Origin of the sequence: Cohnella abietis (assembly GCF_004295585.1) — a bacterium.
GTDB classification, from domain to species: domain Bacteria; phylum Bacillota; class Bacilli; order Paenibacillales; family Paenibacillaceae; genus Cohnella; species Cohnella abietis.
Genome location: NZ_AP019400.1, coordinates 2,287,737 through 2,306,189 on the forward strand (window position 1 = coordinate 2,287,737; position 18,453 = coordinate 2,306,189).

Consider the following 18,453-nt stretch of genomic DNA (forward strand, 5'->3'; position numbering starts at 1 on the left):
GAGCTAACCGATGTTGCATCAGTTCTCCAGAACAGAATTAGCTATCGGGCCGGAGGGACTGGAGCTGCTTAAAGGCAGCACAGTCGCCGTGCTAGGTATTGGTGGAGTCGGCGGAATTGCAGCTGAGGCTTTAGCGCGCTCAGGGATAGGCCGTCTTATCCTTATCGACAAGGATGTTGTTGATATTACCAACATTAATCGTCAAATTCATGCGCTAACGACAACTGTCGGACAGCCTAAGGCAGATCTGATGAGAGATCGGATAAAACAAATTAATCCAGAGTGTGACGTTATTTCACTTCGGATGTTTTACACCGAGGAGACGTATGAGGAGCTCTTCAAGTATGAGCTTGATTATGTTGTCGATGCATCAGATACAATTTCTTACAAGATACATCTCATTAAGCAGTGCTTGGACCGCAAAGTTCCTATCATTTCAAGCATGGGAGCTGCCAACAAGACAGATCCAACTCGTTTTCAGGTTGCGGATATTTCCAAAACTACGGTAGACCCGATTGCTCGAGTCATTCGGAAAAAGCTGCGTCTTGAAGGCATTAAAAAAGGCGTTCAAGTTGTTTTCTCTACAGAGCTTCCAATTAAGCCGAGAGAAGATGTCACTCAGAGAATTGTTCCGGAAACAGCGCCTGAAATACGCAAAGCGCAGCAGCCACCGTCAAGTAATGCCTTTGTTCCTCCAGTCGCTGGCTTAATTATGGTTAGCGTGGTGTTTAAGGATCTGCTTGCAAAAGTAGACAAACCTTATGGATGAAGCGTTGATCAAGAAGCTTAAGCTGCCGAAGGATGGTAAGATTGCAATCATTGAACCACCGGAAGGCTTTTTGGAGCTTATTGGGATAACACTTGAGGATTCGCTGTTGGAAGAGAATCAACCAGGCGCGTATGATTATGTGCAATTATTTGCGACAAGCGTTGCCGATGTTGAGCGACTGGCTCTACAAGCTATTCGTTTGGTAAAACCAGATGGCTTACTTTGGATGAATTACCCTAAAGGTACTTCAAAGTTGAAGGCAGATTTAAATCGTGATCGCGGATGGTCTGTCGTCTCTGAGGCGGGCTGGGAAGGTATTGCTCTCGTTTCTATAGATGAAACGTGGTCAGCTATGCGTTTTCGTCCATTGAGCGCCGTAGGCAGAACGCGAGTTACTCCAGCAGAACGTCGGGCGGCAGGCACCGTTTCGCCGGTGACGTTAGATGTCCCGGACGATTTGCAGAAAGCTCTTGATACGAATCTAGATGCAGCTACATTCTTTGTTAATCTTGCTCCCTCGCACAAGAAGGAGTATATCCGCTGGATTATGGATGCTAAGCGTGAGGAGACTCGAATTTCCCGCGTCAAGAAGGCAATAGAAAAGCTGGGTGGCGGGTTAAAGCGTCCATCTGATAAATAGCATCTCATTAAAATATTGTGTCAGTTAAAAAAAAGGCTATTCCGAGTGCATTATGCACTCGGAATAGCCTTTAAGCATTGAGGAGGAGGTAAAGCATAATGCTAAGGTCGGTGAATAGTCTTGACGTGATCAAGATGGATAAAGGTGCTGGCGCCATCCGCGGTGACCAATTCAACGAGATTGTTGTGAACGGATTTGAGTAAGCCTATTTTCTCAGGATGTTCTCCTAAGTCCAAAATGACGAACTCGTTCTCGAACTTTCTCAATTGCTGATCAAAGGTACGCGCGAGCGAGGCGGTTGAAGGATGGATAGGGAATTTATCTTGCTCCAGTGCGTAAGGTGTCGTATGTGGATCGTAGGGTACCAGTATTTTTAGATGCCGCATCGACACATATAGCGATCTAAACATTGGAGAGTAGAATACGAAAAAGTCATTCATGATGCTTGTGACATAACCATGAACCGTTTGACTACCAGCGATGTGCAGCTCAGAGAACATTCCTTTGGCGTTAAGCAGTACCTTACGGTAGGATAAATCCATTGTAGGGTCAAGCGGCGGCTCGGTCGGTTCACCGAAATTGGATTCGTGAGCAGGGCAGCGGGTCAATTGCTGGATATGAACGAGTGGGACATATAGAAATTGGAAGCCGTTATGCAGGACAAGGATGTCGGTTCCGAGATCAATAAGCCTTCCTTTTATGGGAAGCCGAGTTCCGGATACGGTTAACGATACGGATTGGTTCAAGTAAGTTTTCATTGGTTCAGCGGGAGCACCTCCTTTGCGACTATGACTGATACTTGCGATAGGGATGAGTTAACGACGTGCGTTTCCTTTGCTCCGGTTGCGTTCTCCGCCTTGCCCGCTCTTATTTTTGTTGCCGCTGCTTGATTTCTTATTATTCGATTTGTTATTGCCGGATTTGTTATTGCCGGATTTGTTATTGCCGGATTTGTTGTTGCCAGACTTGTTATTGCCAGACTTGTTATTACCAGATTTGTTGTTGTTTTTATTGTCATTTTTGTTATCGTTTTTATTATTTTGATTTTTACCGGATAAGGAAACATTTTTGATGTGGAATACGGGAATTCTTACTAGCTCGCGGTCAACGATCAATAACACATTGTCCTTAGATATTTCCGCTAGGAAACCATCGAGCTTTTCAGGTCCACCGCGGTTGATCTGAATGTGTTTATGGCGTAAACGATTAAGCAGTGATTGGAAGTTAGGGGCGCTTATAAAGCTTCTATGGGCAGATCCTCTTGTCCGATTGCCACTGGAATTGCCGCCGCTTTTTCCACCATCATTTCCACCTTCGGTAATACTTTTTACATGAGTACCATTAACATAGACGATAACATTTTCTGATAGAACGACTAAAAAATTACCGGGTATTGCAATAAGGACACCTAATACGCTGTCGGGTCCGCCACGGTTAATACGAACCTGTTGACCAATCAAGTGATTGGCTTGCACTGCATGATTATGCTGTCCGGTTTGAGAGTGATGCTGGGCTGCCTGCTGTTGTGACTGATAATTAAATAACATTGATGCATTCTCCTTCCATAATAGGGGAAATGGGTCGTTGATAGATTCGCTAAACTAACTATCCAAGAAGTGAAAGAGAGACAAATGTCTTCTGATCCAGATAAGCTTTTGATTCCTTATCCTTTGTCCCTCCTTTGCACTTGTAGGGGAAGTAAGTTTGTAATCTATATGTATGTGTCCCCTTATAGAAGGGATACGGTTGGTTGTCCAAGTAGAGTAATAAATCCGCATTTAATAGTAGAGAACAGCCCCTTTTAGTCTGTATTCTGCGCTTGTCCCTATCAATATCATGCCTCCTCTCATAGATTAAATAGTCTTCAAATAGGAGGTGTAGCATAAATGAGTATTGAATTGCATGGAAACCAAGGTAACACTCGCTGTCGTCCAAAACGCTTCAACTGTAAATGCAAATGCAGACGGACAGTTAATGGTGGAAGGAATAACGGTGGTCAGAAAAGGATTTGCAAACCAATTGGAGGTCAACAGAATGTAGCGCCACAATATGGTCATAAAACTTGGGGTAATTGGGGCGGTAATGAATCCAATTCAGGGACAAGCGGTCATAACCATAGTAGTGGACACAGCAGCGGACGTAGTGGTGGACACAGCAGCGGACGTAGTGGTGGACACAGCAGCGGACGTAGTGGTGGACACAGCAGCGGGCGTAGTGGAGGACACAGCAGCGGGCGTAGTGGAGGACACAGCAGCGGGCGTAGTGGAGGACACAGCAGCGGACGTAGTGGTGGACGCAGCGGCGGACGTAGTGGAGGACACAGCAGCGGACGTAGTGGTGGACACAGCGGCGGACGTAGTGGTGGACGCAGTGGAGGACACAGCGGCGGGCGTAGTGGTGGACGCAGTGGCGGACGTAGATAATAGAAGTTAGATGTTTTTAGGAAGTGAAGAACGGTAGAGGCTAACTTAAGGCAGCTGTAGCTGCTAAGAGAAAGCCTCTTCTTTTTGTCTTGCCTCATAGACGAATGCCGTTTCCGCGAATGTCGGGGCTACATACGCTGATTTGACGATTCGATGCTGTACGAGGAAAGGCGGATTGACATGCTTCTACCTATCAGAAGGATTAGCGTTGACGAGACGAATTATGAAGCATTAGAAAAGAACCTCTGGAACGATAAATACGTCTCCGCCAAAATGACAACTAACGGTAAACAAGTGAAGGTGTCGCTACGATATCGGGGTGGTCATAATCGGGGATACCCTAAGCGTTCCTATGAGGTAGTGCGGAAAAACCAAGCCTTTCATTATAATGCAGAGTTTGACGATCCTTCGATTGTTCGCAACGCGCTTTCGTTTGCCTTTTTTCCGATGATAGGGGTCGCTGCGCCAAGAACGAAGCATGTACAACTGATGATTAATGGCGAATCGTTAGGGGTGTATCACGAAATTGAAGGTGTTGAGAAATTGTTTTTCCGCAGGAGAAGTATTGGTGCATCTTCATTGTTCTACGCAGTAAATAATCAAGCTGATTTCGGTCTCTACGCTCCTGAAACGAGTCAGCTGAAATCGTCGCTTCTAAAAGGTTATGAATACAGATTTGGGAATTTATCAGAGAAAACTAAGCTTAAAGCATTCATAAAGGGATTAAATACTTACAATGGCAAGCGAGGAGAGGCGTTCCTAAGCTCAAGTCTTGATGTAGACAATTATCTTCGTTGGCTGGCGGGTGCAGTGTTGACCGGGAACTATGACGGATTTGAGCAAAATTATGCTATTTACCGCAGCAGCAAAACAAGAAGGTTTCGAATGATTCCTTGGGATTATGAGGGGACTTGGGGGCGTAATTGCTACGGTAAGCTCGTCGATAGTGATTTGGTAAAAGTCACGGGATATAATTACTTGACGAGTAAGCTACTGGAATACCCGAGTTTCACAAGACGTTATAAAACTATTTTACAAAGTGCTTTGAACGGGCCATTCACGGAAAAAAAGTTAATGCCTATTGTGGAAGGGATGCTAAAGAAAGTATCCAGCTATGTTCGAGAAGACAGTACGCGTCGATGGTCTTATGGGGATTTTCTTGGAGAGTCGAGTGTTATACGCCAGTATATTAAGGAAAGAAGGGCTATTATCAAAGCTGAAATCCTTCGCCTATAGCGGGAACGTAAGTTCCTATAACCTTCCTGTCAGATCATCTTTCTGATATGATGGAAGGATAAGAAAGGCGGTTTGACAATGGATTTATTCAGCTTTCGTGAGGGGACAGAGCCGCGGGCGCGGTTACTAGCAGATCGAATGCGTCCAGAGACGCTAGAGGAATATATCGGACAGGAGCACCTTATTGGTGAAGGGAAATTGCTGCGCCGGGCGATCGAAGGTGACGTGGTTTCCTCCATATTGCTTTTTGGTCCCCCAGGTTGTGGGAAAACAACTCTCGCGCATATTATATCGAAGCAAACGAAAGGCGACTTTGTCCGGTTAAATGCGGTCGATGCTACGGTGAAGGACGTCCGTGAAGTGATTGAGCAGGCGGAAAATAACAAGAGCATGTATGGTCGTAAAACGATTCTTTTTCTAGATGAGGTACATCGCTTTAATAGTGCCCGCCAAGATGCGCTTCTTCCTGCTGTCGAGCGGGGGATTATCGTATTTATCGGGGCGACAACAGAAAATCCTTTTCATTCCGTTAATGGAGCTTTGCTGTCACGTTCGACTTTGTTTCGACTAGAGCCGCTCGAGAAAGAGCATTCCATGCTAGCTGTAAGAAGAGCACTAGCGGATTCTTCTAAGGGTCTTGGTTTTATGAAGCTGGAAGTAGATGAGGAAGCTTTGGAGCATATCGCATCTATGGCAAATGGAGATATACGTCGCGCCTTGACTGCCTTGGAGTTAGCTGCGGTGACGACTCCATCCGAGCTTGACGGTGCAGTACGAATTACACTTGATGTCGCGGTGGAATCTATTCGCCAGCCAACGGTTAAGGCAGATGAATCTACCCAGTACGATGTGCTATCAGCTTTTCATAAGAGCTTGAGAGGATCTAGCGATGCAGCTTTATTCTGGTTTCTGTATGCGGTTGAGAAGCTAGGGATGGATCCTATGGTGTTTCTAAGGCGCTTGACCGTTGCTTGTAGTGAAGATATCGGTTTGGCTAATCCTCAGGCTATGGTACAGGCTGTAAGTGCTATGGAGGCTTATCACCGGATTGGCTGGCCAGAATCCAAATATATCGTATCACAGGCTATTTTGTTTGCTGTGGAAAGTCCCAAATCCAATGCTATTGCCGTTACAATTGGGCGAATTATGGCGTCGTTCGATGCGATTAAATCGGCAGAGGTGCCATTTCATCTGAGGGATGCACACTACAGTGGTGCTCAGAAGCTAGGACATGTTGGTTACCAATATCCGCATGATTTTCCAGGTCATTATGTAGAACAGAATTATTTGCCGGACAAGCTTGCTTCTAAAGTGTTTTACGAAGCTACTGCACAGGGAATGGAAGATAAAATACGTCAGAATCAATCTAAACGCAGAGAAAAACGATCGGGAAAACTTTAAAATGAGTCAATTTATTATGAAAAATCAGTAAAATCGTTAGATTCGGGGATATATAGCCTTTTCGTTCGAAAAATCGGCATAGGTGGCAGGCTCAAGCGAATAGAGATGGGTACTACGGCGAATTACGCAGTCAGTCGCTGTTTGACGGACTGCCTCAAACCGTCTAAGCTATATAAAAGCCTTATATCTAGCTATTCTGAATTATTGTAAGTATCTTTCAAAATATAAAGGAGGTGTACCTATCCTCTCTAATCGGTGAGGATAGGGAATATTTGGACGGTGACCCCTTTCCATTAAGCGTGGACTTGGTCCTAATTTTTATCTTGGTGTTTCTGAACGGCTTCTTTGTGGCCGCAGAATTTGCCATGGTTAAGGTACGTGGCTCAAGAATTGATACATTGGTGCAAGAAGGGCACAAGAAAGCTAAGGTCGCTTCTCATCTAATGGACCATCTTGATGCTTATTTATCGGCCTGTCAGCTTGGAATTACTCTTGCTTCTCTCGGCCTTGGTTGGATCGGTGAACCAGCGATCGCAAGAATGCTGGAGCCTCTTTTCGTATCCATGAACCTAAGCAGCAGTTTCGTTCATCCTGCATCTTTCATTATCGGCTTTACATTTATTACGGTGCTGCATATTGTGCTTGGAGAATTGATGCCCAAGTCCGTTGCAATCCGCAAAGCTGAGATGGTTACGCTTTGGACAGCGACTCCGCTTATCTTTTTCCGTAGGGTGATGAGTCCTTTTATATGGGCGCTTAATGGAATAGCTGGTTTATTGCTTAAGCCCTTCGGAATCGATACCTCAGAAGTTTCATCCTCTGCTCATACGGAGGAGGAGATAAGGATACTTGTTAAAGAGAGTCATAAGAGCGGGTTGATCGATAAGACCGAATTAACGCTAATGGACAATATTTTTGAATTTGTGGAAACGAATGCTCGCGAAATTATGATTCCACGGACAGATATGAGCTGCTTGTACGGTAACTTATCTTTTGAAGAAAACAAAGCCATGGCCCTTAGGGAAATGCACACTCGATATCCTGTATGCGAGAAGGATAAGGATAACATTATCGGATTTGTTCATATTAAGGACTTATTGAAAGTATCTGATCATTCGATTCATGATATACGTGATGTTATGCGTCCAATAACAACGATACCCGAGAGCATGCCGATTAGTACGCTTCTTAAGCTCATGCAGAAGAGGAAATCGCAAATCGCGATACTTATCGATGAGTATGGCGGAACTTCAGGGTTAGTCACATTGGAAGATATTATGGAAGAAATTGTTGGAGAAATTCAAGATGAGTTTGACGAAGAACGCCCTGATCTAGAGCAGCAGGATGAAAGCACTTATTCCATTAATGGTATGATGCTCATTGAGGAAGTTAATAGCTATTTCGGACTGGATATTTCCACGGACGATTATGATACGATTGGCGGCTGGGTCTATTCCCAGATTGAGAATCCACCAACGAAGAGCCAGTTTGTTGAATCAGTTGATGGCTACCGGTTTACAATTGAAGAGACGGACCATATGCGGATTTCAAGGATAACTGTATCACGGGCAGGTAATTCTCGGTGGGAGTTACAGGCTGAGACAGGTTAAAGCGAATAAGGTTGTATGGGATGCAAATCCTATACAACCTTATTTTTTTGTGGGCGGAAGATGGGGGAGGACGCGCTAGGTACTTTATCTCCCAGCAATGTGGGACTATGCTGCGCGACGAAGATGAGTGAACAAGAAGCCGCAGGCACCGACTAGTGCGAATAGGGCGCCGGTACGGAAGACGTAGGCGAGGCCCATCGCATCATAGAGGTAACCGCCGAGGGTACCGGCGATTAGACCTGCTAAGCCTGACCAGACGACGGCAAACACGGCTTGGCTGGACGAGCGGTATTCATCCGGGATTAGCACTTGCAGATAGCGCAAAGCCGTTATATAGAAGATGGCAAAGGTGAGAGCGTGCATCATTTGTAAGCATGCCATCATCCAAGGCTCGTTCGCGAAGCTGAGCAGCACTAATCGAATAACATACATAAAGCTTGCCATTGCCAGCAATGGCAGCTCTTTAAAGCGATGTCCATACTTGGCCAGCAAGAAAAACATCGGTATTTCACTAACAGCGGAAGCTAGAGAAGCATAACCGATAATCGAGTCGTCTGCACCGATTTCTCTCATGGCAACAGCCAGAAACCCCTCATTCATCCGATGTCCCACCGACACGATCATAATAAAGATGAAGAAAAGGACTGTTTCTTTTTTACGGAGCAAAATCAACAAGCCCTTAAATTCAAATTTCTTCAAGGTAGCTTGGAAATCACTAATAAAAAGAGAGAAGACCAACGAAGCTCCGATTGTACATAGGGCGAGTATGATAGTTAGATCGGAGCCGTATATTTTGAGCAAATAGCCGAAGGCGACAGCACTAAGCGCATAACCGAGAGAGCCGAACATTCGAATCGTCGGGAAGCTAAGCTTCATTTTGTCAGCAGCAAGTAACGATACACTATCGAGCATGGAATTGATCGGAGTTTGGAACAGGTAGAAAAACGCCATAATTCCAGCCATGAAGCCGAATTCCTTCTGGGGTAGCAGCAACGCTAACGCTAAAATTTGAATGACGTAAAGCAAGTTAAGGATGCGGCGCAGATTCTTAGTCCGGTCGCTTATAACACCAACAGCTATATTGGAAACGATAGATAATAATGGCCCGATGGAATAGATAGCTCCGATTTGAAGCTTGGTAAATCCAAGTGACTCAAAATAAAGCGGGAAGTAGGAGACGAGTAGTACCATTGTAGAATAGTTGACAAACTGCATAGCACGAAGAATGAAAAGCTGATTTTTATAAGTTTGAACGTGTTCCACCGCAGGCATCTCCTGTTCTTGAAGCTTTTCTATATGTTAGCTAACGGATCGATGAGTACGCCTAAATATCCAAGCCAGGAAAACCAATTCTGCGATTAATCCTCCCGATTGAGCTAAGGAACCAAGCACGCCACTCCAACTCGGCAATAACAATACAAGAAGGACAATGAGAATTGCCGTTACAATAGCATTGGCGATTTGCGAACCAAACATGAGCTTCGTTTCCCCGTGAGCCATAACAATACCGTTTAAGGTATCGAGCCAAGGGAACACGAGCACGAACGGGAAAAACCCTCTCAAAGCATGAATACAGGCTTGAAGCAGCTCACCTTTAACCCCGAGCACATGTGAGAACATCCATGAACCGATAGGTGTATAAGCCAACAAAATCATAAGTAATGGAGGAATGAATCCAAGCGTTAACGTAAATCTACGAACAAGATCAGGATGAGACCTTACGAAGAGCAAGGCAATCTGGTGGAAGTACGTAAAGAAACCAAGGATAAGATTCATTAGGCTACCCGCCACCGCAAAGGATGCCACCGCAAGAGTCCCTCTATGAGTCGTTCCCAGAAGTGCGTTCAATATCGGCAATAGCCATACGACAATAAGAGTTGAATACAGCAGCGGGCTGTAAAATTTCTGTACCTGTTTAGGCTGTGTAATCTCACAAGCCTCGTCCTTGAGTGGCATTTCTTTAAGTAGTCTATTGGCTTCCCAGTAGCTAATGGCGGCTTCAATCATCATGCCGAATACAAAAATAGTTGTCCCTTGCAGAGCACTGGTTACACCAATATGTAGAAAATATTGGGATAAGAGAAACATTCCCCCGAGTCGAAATATCATCGCGATCATTAGCCAGCGAGTTCTCATTTTATAAATGATAACCCCTTGATATAAGCAGCGTACTCCGGAAAATACAGATAAGAACATTAATGCGTAATAAGCATGAATAGCCTCCCGCTCAACAACGGGATCAGCACCGTAAGCGCCTCCGAATATCCAATGTCCAAGCGGAGTATAAGCAATTAGTGCCCCGAATACGAGTGAAGCTCCGAATACATAATAGCTTACGTGTTTTACAGCCTTGAAGGAGATTCGATCTCGAACTAAGGCGGAGCAGGTCTGGCGGAACAGGACCGCAGGCTTTTCCGATACGATAAGTAAGCTCATAGCAAGCGCATAGCCGGCAAGAATGATTTCCGGGTTGCTAGATCTTGCCAAAGTGCCGTTAATAATGACATGAGACATGTTAATTAATAGAACCGAAATGCCCATCGGAATGAAAAACAGGAAAAGCCGTCTCATTGAGACCGGCTCAGTAGCTTTTGACATGATAACTCCCTTTAGAACGTAGTAAATTGCATTTTTATGTCGCTGTTTATTAAGATAGGTAGTATTATATCAGATTTTGAAAGGAAATCGGGGAAGGATTTTGGATAGGCGTGCTGCTAGACAGCTGCCAGACATTTGTGCTGGATTTCAACGGTGTGAAATGATAAATTAAAGAATAATGCTTTTTGATAGGCTCTAAGGCTGAAGATTGGGTGAAAAACGATGCGGATAAATTCAAGGTGGCTTGACAGCCAGTTCGAATATAGCGCAAGACATGGGATTTCAATTCCTTGCTTAAGCACGGATTGGGATGAGCTAAATCTTGAGCATCAGACTGCCATACTAGCTAAATGGGAAATGATTCGCGGCAATATTCCGGATCATATTATGCGTTTCGAAGCAATAATTAGACTCAAGCAGCAGCAGCTGTTTGAAGAGGATGATTTCGCTCAATCGTGCCTAATCAATGGAGACATCGCGGATCTGGCCAGCCGGATTAACGATCTCAATATTTGGTTCCGCACACAGCAGGATTTAGATAGCGATTCTAAAAGGCATAGCGGTTAGAGCATAGCGGAGGACCCAAAGCAATGAATAACAGATCCCTATTGGTAGGCCGTTCCCCTAGTGGAGCGATTTCATTGATGAAAAGAGTCTATAAGTACATTTTGCCGGAGGTTCGCGCAGAACTGGGACGATGGCGATCAGTAGCCAATCACATTCCTGATTTAGAGCTACGCAAGCAAGCGTTAGACAGTATGAATACGAAGCAATTTCATTGCGAGGGTGGAGGCGTATATGCTGCCGCCAATCTGGAGCAAAGGCATGTTCTGATTCCGCTTATCGTAGCCTTGCAGACCATTAGCGATTATTTAGATAATTTGTGTGACCGAAGCACCTCCTTGGATCCGAAAGATTTTCGGCTCTTACATCAAAGTATGTTAGACGCAGTTACACCTGAGGCGCGGACCCAGAATTATTATGCCTTTCGCGAAGAACAAGACGATGGTGGTTATTTAGAGGCGTTGGTCATGCAATGCCGAGCATCAATTGCTAAGCTGCCCACCTATCGCCATGTGCAGAAGCATGTGACAGAGCTAGTTCAGCTTTATGTAGATTTGCAGGTTTACAAGCATATTTCCCATTCGCAACGTGAAAAAGAGCTGTTGAACTGGTGGGATAAACATTCTTCTCATTATCCGCAGCTGAAATGGAATGAATTTGCTGCAGCTACGGGCTCAACTCTAGGGATGTTTATGCTATTCTTGGCTGCCAGCGACCCATTGCTGGAGGAGGATCAGGCTGCGGCAATCAAAGCTAATTATTTCCCATCGATATGCGGCTTGCATATCCTTCTCGATTACTTGATAGATCAGGCGGAAGATCAAGCGGGCGGAGATCTAAATTTCTGCAGCTACTATGATGATCAACAAATGCTCAATGATCGTATGAGACAATTGGTTCAAGCCGCTAGAAAATCTGCTGACGAGCTACCCTTTGGACATTTTCATCGGATGATTGTAGAAGGGCTTGTAGCTTTGTATTTATCAGATCCGAAGGTAAAGGACCAGGCTGATGTCCGCAAGACGGCAAAGCTGTTGATGAAGGGCAGTCCTTGGACTAGAGTGTTTTTCTGGCTAAATAGCCATTGGATAAGGAAGGCCATGTGATTAAGGGCAAGGACACATTAGGGAGGCATTGGATATGAGTGAAGTTAAAAAAATAGCCGTATTAACAAGTGGCGGAGATTCACAAGGTATGAACGCGGCCGTTCGGGCTGTAGTAAGAAGCGCACTATATCGTGGGTTAGAGGTATATGGCGTTCAGCGGGGCTTTCAAGGTCTATTGAATCAAGATCTCAGACCGATGGATTTACGTAGTGTTGGAGATATTATTCAACGTGGGGGTACGATTCTACAAACTGCTCGTTGTAAGGAGTTCATGACACCTGAAGGTCAACAACGAGGAGCTGACGTGCTGCGTGAGCAAGGCATCGATGGCTTAGTCGTTATCGGCGGCGATGGCTCTTATCAAGGGGCTAACAAGCTGAGCAAGCTCGGTATCAAAACGATGGGGCTGCCAGGAACAATTGACAACGACATCCCTTTCACAGATTTCACAATCGGGTTTGATACTGCAGTAAGTATCGTTGTTGATGCCATTAACAAGCTACGTGATACAATGACATCTCACGAGAGATCTTCTATTGTTGAGGTCATGGGCCGTCATTGCGGAGACATTGCTCTATATGCAGGACTGGCAAGTGGAGCAGAAGCTATTCTTGTCCCTGAGGTTCCGTTTGATCTTAAAGATATTTCCTTGCGCATGAAGGAAAATTTCCAGAAGGGCAAAAGACATGGTATTGTCGTTGTTGCTGAAGGAGTTTGCTCTGGTGATGAAGTAGCGCGGAGTATTACGGAATATAGCGGTATCGAGCCGCGTGTGACCGTATTAGGACACATTCAACGTGGAGGCTCTCCAACCCACAATGACCGGATACTGGCTAGCCAGCTGGCAGATTTCGCGGTTCAGCGCTTGCTCGAAGGAGATTCAGGTAAGGGTATCGGTATTATTAAGGGCGAATTCGTGGCCACGGATATAGAAAAGGTAGTTTCCACTAAGAAATCCTTTAATTTAGATTTATACAATTTAGCATTAAGATTAGCGCAATAATAGGTATACCGGGACTGAATAGAGACCTTAATGGTCACTTCTATTCGGTTCCTCTTGTTATTTGCCTGCTAAATAAATTGGACTTATAGGAGAAATGATACATATGACAGCTGATCAAATTGCAGGAATGATTGATCATACCTTGTTAAGCGCGGTGAGTACTGAGGCGGAAATTGTTCGAATTTGTGGGGAAGCCAAGCAATATGGTTTTGCAACAGTATGCGTCAATCCTCATTGGATCCCTGTTGCTTCTCGTGAATTGGCTGGCAGTAAGGTTGGTCTAACGACTGTAATAGGATTTCCTCTGGGTGCAAGTCGTACGGAAGTAAAAGCGGCAGAGGCAACGGATGCCATTCTGGCTGGTGCTACTGAAATCGATATGGTGCTGAACATTGGTGCTCTAAAGTCGGCCAATACGGACGCAGTGAAGCGGGATATTGAAGAAGTGGTAAAGGCTTGTAAAGGGAAAGCGAAGGTTAAGGTCATCATTGAAACCTGTTACTTAACAGACGAAGAGAAAAAACAAGCTTCTCTATTGTGTAAAGAGGCTGGAGCAGACTTCGTCAAAACCTCCACGGGCTTCGGTACAGGTGGGGCAACGGTAGAGGATATCGCTTTAATACGTAGCGTCATAGGGCCGGATATGGGAATAAAGGCTTCTGGTGGTGTACGTGATTTGGATATTGCACACAAATTGATTCAAGCCGGAGCGACAAGACTAGGAGCAAGCTCCTCTATAGCAATTGTGACAGGTGGAGTCGGACAAGGGTATTAAACGGACTTAGTGCTCTCCCAAATGTTGAGTTGAGGAGGAATACAACGTTGAGAACGGTTGATTTAATCACGAAAAAGCGCGATGGCGGCGAGCTAGAAAAGGATGAAATTAATCATCTCATCAGTGGATATACGGATGGTTCAATCCCAGATTATCAGATGTCGGCAATGGCGATGGCTATTTTCTTCCGTGGAATGACACCGACAGAAAGAGCAGATTTGACGATGGCGATGGTTCATTCCGGTGAAACGATTGATTTATCGGGGGTTTCAGGAGTCAAGGTGGATAAGCACAGTACGGGAGGCGTTGGAGACACAACGACACTCGTGTTAGCTCCTCTGGTCGCTTCTATAGGCGTTCCAGTAGCCAAGATGTCCGGTCGGGGACTTGGACATACTGGAGGCACTATAGACAAGCTAGAAGCCGTTCCTGGCTTTCATGTAGAAATCGATAATGCGGAGTTTTTGGAGCTTGTTAATCGCAACGGAGTTGCGGTTATTGGTCAGAGCAATAATCTAACTCCAGCGGATAAGAAGCTGTATGGTCTTCGGGATGTAACAGGGACGGTGAATTCTATACCGTTAATTGCAAGCTCAATTATGAGCAAGAAGATCGCTTCTGGAGCAGACGCGATTGTGCTCGATGTGAAAACAGGCGACGGTGCTTTCATGAAGACATTGTCTGAGGCAGAGGATTTAGCTGCTTGCATGGTGGATATCGGAAACAGGGTCGGTAGACAGACTGTTGCTGTATTATCTGACATGAGTCAGCCGCTTGGTAATGCCATTGGCAATGCTTTAGAGGTGAAGGAAGCCATAGACACGCTTAGAGGTGTTGGCCCGAAGGATCTTACGGAGCTATGTTTAATTCTAGGGAGCCATATGGCTGTCTTAGCTGGAATAGCAGCTAGCAAAGAAGAAGCTCGTCAGATGCTCCAGCAATCGATAGCCAGTGGGCAAGCGATAGAGAAATTTAAGACCTTTCTTGCCGCGCAAGGTGGAGACGCTACAGTTGTTGACCATCCAGAGCATTTGCCTACGGCTAAGTATCAGATAGAGGTGCCGTCGAAGGAATCCGGCTATGTTGCGTCAATAGCAGCAGAGAATGTGGGTCTGGCTGCTATGCTCCTTGGAGCGGGACGGGCTACGAAAACCTCTGAGATTGATTTGGCTGTTGGTATCGTTCTGCATAAGAAAATCGGGGACGCTGTGCAAAGTGGGGAATCACTTGCGACCATTCATGCGAATAAAGAAGCGGTAGAAGATGTGCTAGCTAAAATGTATGAGTCTATTCAAATCTCAGCTATAAGAGTTACTCCGCCGCCTTTAGTAGTGGGGGAAATAAATTAGGTAGCAGTTAGAAGCTGTGGCGAATCGTACTAGGCTGTCGATTAACTGTTAGCAAATTAAAACGTCTACTAAAGCCGACTATAAATTCCAGTTTTATGTGCTTATTTCGGTTTTCAGGGGTGAAAAGCGACGTTTTTCACAAGTAATCGATTTTTAGCAGCTAATTTTTTTATTCCACAGTTAATCGACAACCTAGCTCGGTACCTTATCGCGGCTGAAAGTGGGAAAAGGCGGCTCATAGTGAACGCTCGGTACCTTATTTCGGAATAAAGCGTGGATTGGCGGTTCATAGTGAACGCTCGGTACCTTATTGCGGCTGAAAGTGGGAATTGGCAGCTCATAGTGAACGCTCGGTACCTTATTTCGGAAGAAAGCGTGGATTGGCGGCTGATAGTGAACGCCCAGTACCTTATTGCGGCTAAAAGTCTGAATTGGCGACCCATAGTGAACTCGGAGGCTGTCGATTAACTGAGGACAAAATCTCTTCGTACATACGCTATTTGCATCATATGGGGTGAAAAGTAACGTTTGAGGGGCAAATAAGGTGACTACGATTCGAAATTCAAACCGCTGTTTTTTCGCTAAATAGGGTGTTCAGGATTCGTCAGAATCGGATCGAAGTCGAAAACCATCATACCACTGTGGCAATAATAACGCCCAAGTGCTCTCTAACCGTAAAGCACTCATTTTGAAGCTGAGTCCATAAAGCAACAACAAATTAGGGCTAATCTCAAGGTCAGTGACGACCGAGATTAGCCCTATTATTTGTCTAAAACTTAACACCTTCGGTATATTTATTTCCAGCATTCCAGAGCAAGTACTCTTCGACTCCACTGTCGTTAAGTGCTTTGATTTGAGCTTGTACTTCAGCGGCTCCATATTGAGAATAATGTCCTTTACCTAGCCACTTAGCAGTAAAATCCTGTATCCAAGGACGAATGATCGGTTTCTTATCGCCCAGAGGATCTAATTTCTTATGCGTATCATCCATAGCCCCTTTAATCGTTTCATACGGAGCTTTATCCGGATCCTTCTGTTTGAACCAACCGGTGCTGTAATGACTAGGGTAAATCATTGGGCTAATAACGTCGACTGCATTGGAAATTTTGACGAAGTCCTGCCCGATTCCTTCAGCTGCTGGTACAGATGCTGCATAGCCGAAGATGTCTACAGAAACTCTTACTCCCAGTGGTGACAATTCTTTTTTTGCATATTCTACAAACTCAGCAACGATATCGACACGGCTTAGCTTATTTTTAGTAAATGTTAAGCTGTCTGCTCGCTTCTCAAAGCCTTCCGGAAAACGCACGTAATCGAATTGAATTTCTTTGAAGCCAAGCTTTACAGCTTCCTTGGCGACTTCAACGTTGTACTCCCACACCTCTTTGCTGTAGGGATTTACAAATCCATCCTTGTTCTTGTTTTGCCAGACCGTTCCGTCCTTCTGCACGAAAGACATCTCAGGATGCTTCTTTGCTAATACGCTGTCCTTAAAAACAACAACCCTAGCAATCGGATAAATGTCATGCTCCTTAAGAGTAGTCATGAGCTTGTGAATATCTTTAATATAAGGCTGGGGACTGCCGAGCTTCTGCAAGGTCGTGTTGTCTGTTTTGTATGTAATATTGCCTAAATCATCTTTGATATCGATGACCATCGAATTAAGAGCTGTTTTGTCTAAAAGATTTAATAGGGAAGCAAATCGCTCTCCACCAGCGCTGTAAGCTGTTACATAAATCCCTTTTACAACAGGTGCATCCGGCTGAGGGTCATCTGCAATTGGCTTAGCTTGGCCTGGTGTTGTGGATTCATTCTGGGACTTAATGGCGGTGCTGACTGAGTGTAATAATTTCTCTAATGGTTTCTCGCCTTGGTGTGAACCACCTAATGATGCTTGTAGAAGTAAAAATAAAGTAAGTAAAATATTCATCCATATCTCTCCCCAATATACTCTGTAAAAAGAGTATAAACGAGATAGGGGGGGTTAGACACAGGTATTTTGTAGTATTTTGTGGAATTATACTAGAATTTATAGAAAATATTTATCGACGCCGGAATTCTCCGATTACATCAATCGTTTGAACAATATTTACAAATGCTTTGGAGTCAATTTCGATAATTGTTTTGCGTAGCTCAGCTAGTTCATATCGAGTTGTCACCGTCATCAGCATATCCCGTTCCTCGCTAGTAAAAGCACCCCGTGTTTTAATAATTGTTACCCCCCGTGGGAGCTTTAGAAGCTTAGAAGCAAGCTCTTGAGTATGGTTAGTTACAATAAAGGCGGTAATTTTATGATGAGGGGTATATACCGCATCAATTATTTTTCCCGTTAGGTAGATCGACAGCATAGAATAAAGAGCGGCATTCCAATCATTCTTTAGATAGCCCAGAATGGCAACAACAAAAGTATTAAGTAAAACCGTAAGCAAACCGATGGGTAAGTCTCTATAACGTGATATAATGGAAGCGATGATGTCAAAGCCACCCGATGAGCCTCCATAACGTAGCGTTACTGTAGTTCCTAATCCGACCAGTACTCCTCCGAAAACGGAAGCTAGAAGCCGATCATCTGTCATCTTGATAACGGGAATGACTTGCAGAAAAAATGCCACGGACAAAACGGTTACGATACTAAGCACTATAAATCGTTTTCCTAAAATCCGATATCCCCAGAGCAAAATCGGGACATTTAGGGCAAAATACAACCAGCCAATATTCCACTCGCTTAAGTAACCGATCACCATGGCGACCCCGGAAACCCCGCTACTAAGCAGTTGATTGGGGATCAGGAGCAGTTGAAACCCAGCAGCCACAGCGGCGGCACTGATTATCATCAAAAATACGGGGCCTATTATGGCAACTCTTTTCATTATGCAGCACTCCTTAGCGGTTAGGGAGGGAACCGATTTGTATATTTAGGTTCCCCTCGGAGAAGCCGATCATGCAATAATTGGTACTCTTTTCCTGAGACTAGAGTTT

The 18,453-nt window shown here is 44.8% G+C and carries 18 protein-coding genes; 12 read left to right on the forward strand and 6 right to left on the reverse strand.

From position 1 onward, the window contains the following. Positions 1-10: 10 nt before the first annotated feature. Both KCTCHS21_RS09750 and KCTCHS21_RS09755 read left to right on the forward strand, forming a co-directional pair. On the forward strand, positions 11-769 hold the full coding sequence (locus KCTCHS21_RS09750) for a tRNA threonylcarbamoyladenosine dehydratase (protein WP_130607204.1): 759 nt from the start codon (positions 11-13) through the stop codon (positions 767-769). Next, a complete protein-coding gene (locus tag KCTCHS21_RS09755) occupies positions 762-1,409 on the forward strand; it encodes a YdeI/OmpD-associated family protein (RefSeq protein ID WP_130607206.1) in 648 nt (215 codons plus the stop codon). The genes KCTCHS21_RS09750 and KCTCHS21_RS09755 overlap by 8 nt, the downstream gene beginning before the upstream one ends. Positions 1,410-1,510: 101 nt before the next feature. On the opposite strand, the gene KCTCHS21_RS09760 is transcribed toward KCTCHS21_RS09755, so the two are convergent. After that, positions 1,511-2,167: a DUF2642 domain-containing protein gene (locus tag KCTCHS21_RS09760; RefSeq protein ID WP_130607208.1), complete on the reverse strand. Its 657-nt coding sequence runs from the start codon at positions 2,165-2,167 to the stop codon at positions 1,511-1,513. A gap of 57 nt (positions 2,168-2,224) precedes the next feature. Then, positions 2,225-2,956, reverse strand: a complete 732-nt coding sequence (locus tag KCTCHS21_RS30865) for a hypothetical protein (RefSeq protein WP_157994000.1) — start codon at positions 2,954-2,956, stop codon at positions 2,225-2,227. Between the two features lie 355 nt (positions 2,957-3,311). Here KCTCHS21_RS30865 and KCTCHS21_RS30870 point away from each other — a divergent pair, with 355 nt between their 5' ends. From KCTCHS21_RS30870 to KCTCHS21_RS09785, 5 genes are all read left to right on the forward strand, one after another. Then, the gene (locus KCTCHS21_RS30870; RefSeq protein WP_157994001.1) at positions 3,312-3,449 is read left to right on the forward strand and encodes a hypothetical protein; all 138 of its coding nucleotides are present in this window, start codon (positions 3,312-3,314) and stop codon (positions 3,447-3,449) included. A 9-nt stretch (positions 3,450-3,458) separates the two neighbouring features. Continuing rightward, complete coding sequence (locus tag KCTCHS21_RS09770) at positions 3,459-3,842, forward strand: hypothetical protein (protein ID WP_162309300.1); 384 nt, start codon at positions 3,459-3,461, stop codon at positions 3,840-3,842. Positions 3,843-4,012: 170 nt separating this feature from the next. Further along, entirely contained in the window at positions 4,013-5,068 is a 1,056-nt protein-coding gene (locus KCTCHS21_RS09775) for a CotH kinase family protein (RefSeq protein WP_232058141.1), read from the forward strand. 78 nt (positions 5,069-5,146) lie between these two features. Continuing rightward, complete coding sequence (locus tag KCTCHS21_RS09780) at positions 5,147-6,469, forward strand: replication-associated recombination protein A (protein WP_130607214.1); 1,323 nt, start codon at positions 5,147-5,149, stop codon at positions 6,467-6,469. A 305-nt stretch (positions 6,470-6,774) separates the two neighbouring features. Beyond that, positions 6,775-8,079 carry a hemolysin family protein gene (locus KCTCHS21_RS09785; RefSeq protein ID WP_408621798.1) on the forward strand — a complete coding sequence of 435 codons (1,305 nt, stop codon included), beginning with the start codon at positions 6,775-6,777 and terminating at the stop codon, positions 8,077-8,079. Between the two features lie 105 nt (positions 8,080-8,184). Here KCTCHS21_RS09785 and KCTCHS21_RS09790 read toward each other — a convergent pair whose 3' ends face one another. Together KCTCHS21_RS09790 and KCTCHS21_RS09795 are read right to left on the reverse strand one after the other, a co-directional pair. Further along, positions 8,185-9,342, reverse strand: coding sequence for an MFS transporter (locus KCTCHS21_RS09790; protein WP_232058142.1), 1,158 nt, complete (start codon positions 9,340-9,342; stop codon positions 8,185-8,187). Between the two features lie 36 nt (positions 9,343-9,378). Then, on the reverse strand, positions 9,379-10,650 hold the full coding sequence (locus KCTCHS21_RS09795; protein WP_232058143.1) for a multi antimicrobial extrusion protein MatE: 1,272 nt from the start codon (positions 10,648-10,650) through the stop codon (positions 9,379-9,381). A 249-nt stretch (positions 10,651-10,899) separates the two neighbouring features. Between KCTCHS21_RS09795 and KCTCHS21_RS09800 the strand changes: the two genes are divergently transcribed. The 5 genes from KCTCHS21_RS09800 to KCTCHS21_RS09820 all read left to right on the forward strand — a co-directional run bounded on the left by KCTCHS21_RS09800 (position 10,900) and on the right by KCTCHS21_RS09820 (position 15,474). Then, positions 10,900-11,244 (forward strand): hypothetical protein, encoded by a 345-nt coding sequence (locus tag KCTCHS21_RS09800; RefSeq protein WP_130607220.1) that lies wholly within the window; start codon positions 10,900-10,902, stop codon positions 11,242-11,244. 23 nt (positions 11,245-11,267) lie between these two features. After that, the gene (locus KCTCHS21_RS09805; protein WP_130607222.1) at positions 11,268-12,347 is read left to right on the forward strand and encodes a tetraprenyl-beta-curcumene synthase family protein; all 1,080 of its coding nucleotides are present in this window, start codon (positions 11,268-11,270) and stop codon (positions 12,345-12,347) included. A 34-nt stretch (positions 12,348-12,381) separates the two neighbouring features. Then, positions 12,382-13,350 (forward strand): 6-phosphofructokinase, encoded by a 969-nt coding sequence (pfkA, locus tag KCTCHS21_RS09810; protein ID WP_130607224.1) that lies wholly within the window; start codon positions 12,382-12,384, stop codon positions 13,348-13,350. A 103-nt stretch (positions 13,351-13,453) separates the two neighbouring features. Then, entirely contained in the window at positions 13,454-14,125 is a 672-nt protein-coding gene (gene deoC / locus KCTCHS21_RS09815; RefSeq protein WP_130607226.1) for a deoxyribose-phosphate aldolase, read from the forward strand. Positions 14,126-14,172: 47 nt separating this feature from the next. Further along, positions 14,173-15,474 (forward strand): pyrimidine-nucleoside phosphorylase, encoded by a 1,302-nt coding sequence (locus tag KCTCHS21_RS09820; RefSeq protein WP_130607228.1) that lies wholly within the window; start codon positions 14,173-14,175, stop codon positions 15,472-15,474. A 769-nt stretch (positions 15,475-16,243) separates the two neighbouring features. Here KCTCHS21_RS09820 and KCTCHS21_RS09825 read toward each other — a convergent pair. Next, positions 16,244-17,404 (reverse strand): putative glycoside hydrolase, encoded by a 1,161-nt coding sequence (locus KCTCHS21_RS09825; protein ID WP_130607230.1) that lies wholly within the window; start codon positions 17,402-17,404, stop codon positions 16,244-16,246. 112 nt (positions 17,405-17,516) lie between these two features. After that, positions 17,517-18,344, reverse strand: a complete 828-nt coding sequence (locus tag KCTCHS21_RS09830) for a YitT family protein (protein WP_130607232.1) — start codon at positions 18,342-18,344, stop codon at positions 17,517-17,519. Between the last annotated feature and the right edge of the window lie 109 nt (positions 18,345-18,453).

Excerpts from the sequence above, each read along its gene's own strand:
- KCTCHS21_RS09750 (WP_130607204.1), top strand. The coding sequence starts at position 11 with ATGTTGCATCAGTTCTCCAGAACAGAATTAGCTATCGGGCCGGAGGGA.
- KCTCHS21_RS09755 (WP_130607206.1), top strand. The coding sequence starts at position 762 with ATGGATGAAGCGTTGATCAAGAAGCTTAAGCTGCCGAAGGATGGTAAG.
- KCTCHS21_RS09760 (WP_130607208.1), bottom strand. The coding sequence starts at position 2,167 with ATGAAAACTTACTTGAACCAATCCGTATCGTTAACCGTATCCGGAACT.
- KCTCHS21_RS30865 (WP_157994000.1), bottom strand. The coding sequence starts at position 2,956 with ATGTTATTTAATTATCAGTCACAACAGCAGGCAGCCCAGCATCACTCT.
- KCTCHS21_RS30870 (WP_157994001.1), top strand. The coding sequence starts at position 3,312 with ATGGAAACCAAGGTAACACTCGCTGTCGTCCAAAACGCTTCAACTGTA.
- KCTCHS21_RS09770 (WP_162309300.1), top strand. The coding sequence starts at position 3,459 with ATGGTCATAAAACTTGGGGTAATTGGGGCGGTAATGAATCCAATTCAG.
- KCTCHS21_RS09775 (WP_232058141.1), top strand. The coding sequence starts at position 4,013 with ATGCTTCTACCTATCAGAAGGATTAGCGTTGACGAGACGAATTATGAA.
- KCTCHS21_RS09780 (WP_130607214.1), top strand. The coding sequence starts at position 5,147 with ATGGATTTATTCAGCTTTCGTGAGGGGACAGAGCCGCGGGCGCGGTTA.
- KCTCHS21_RS09795 (WP_232058143.1), bottom strand. The coding sequence starts at position 10,650 with ATGAGACGGCTTTTCCTGTTTTTCATTCCGATGGGCATTTCGGTTCTA.
- KCTCHS21_RS09800 (WP_130607220.1), top strand. The coding sequence starts at position 10,900 with ATGCGGATAAATTCAAGGTGGCTTGACAGCCAGTTCGAATATAGCGCA.
- KCTCHS21_RS09805 (WP_130607222.1), top strand. The coding sequence starts at position 11,268 with ATGAATAACAGATCCCTATTGGTAGGCCGTTCCCCTAGTGGAGCGATT.
- pfkA (WP_130607224.1), top strand. The coding sequence starts at position 12,382 with ATGAGTGAAGTTAAAAAAATAGCCGTATTAACAAGTGGCGGAGATTCA.
- deoC (WP_130607226.1), top strand. The coding sequence starts at position 13,454 with ATGACAGCTGATCAAATTGCAGGAATGATTGATCATACCTTGTTAAGC.
- KCTCHS21_RS09825 (WP_130607230.1), bottom strand. The coding sequence starts at position 17,404 with ATGAATATTTTACTTACTTTATTTTTACTTCTACAAGCATCATTAGGT.
- KCTCHS21_RS09830 (WP_130607232.1), bottom strand. The coding sequence starts at position 18,344 with ATGAAAAGAGTTGCCATAATAGGCCCCGTATTTTTGATGATAATCAGT.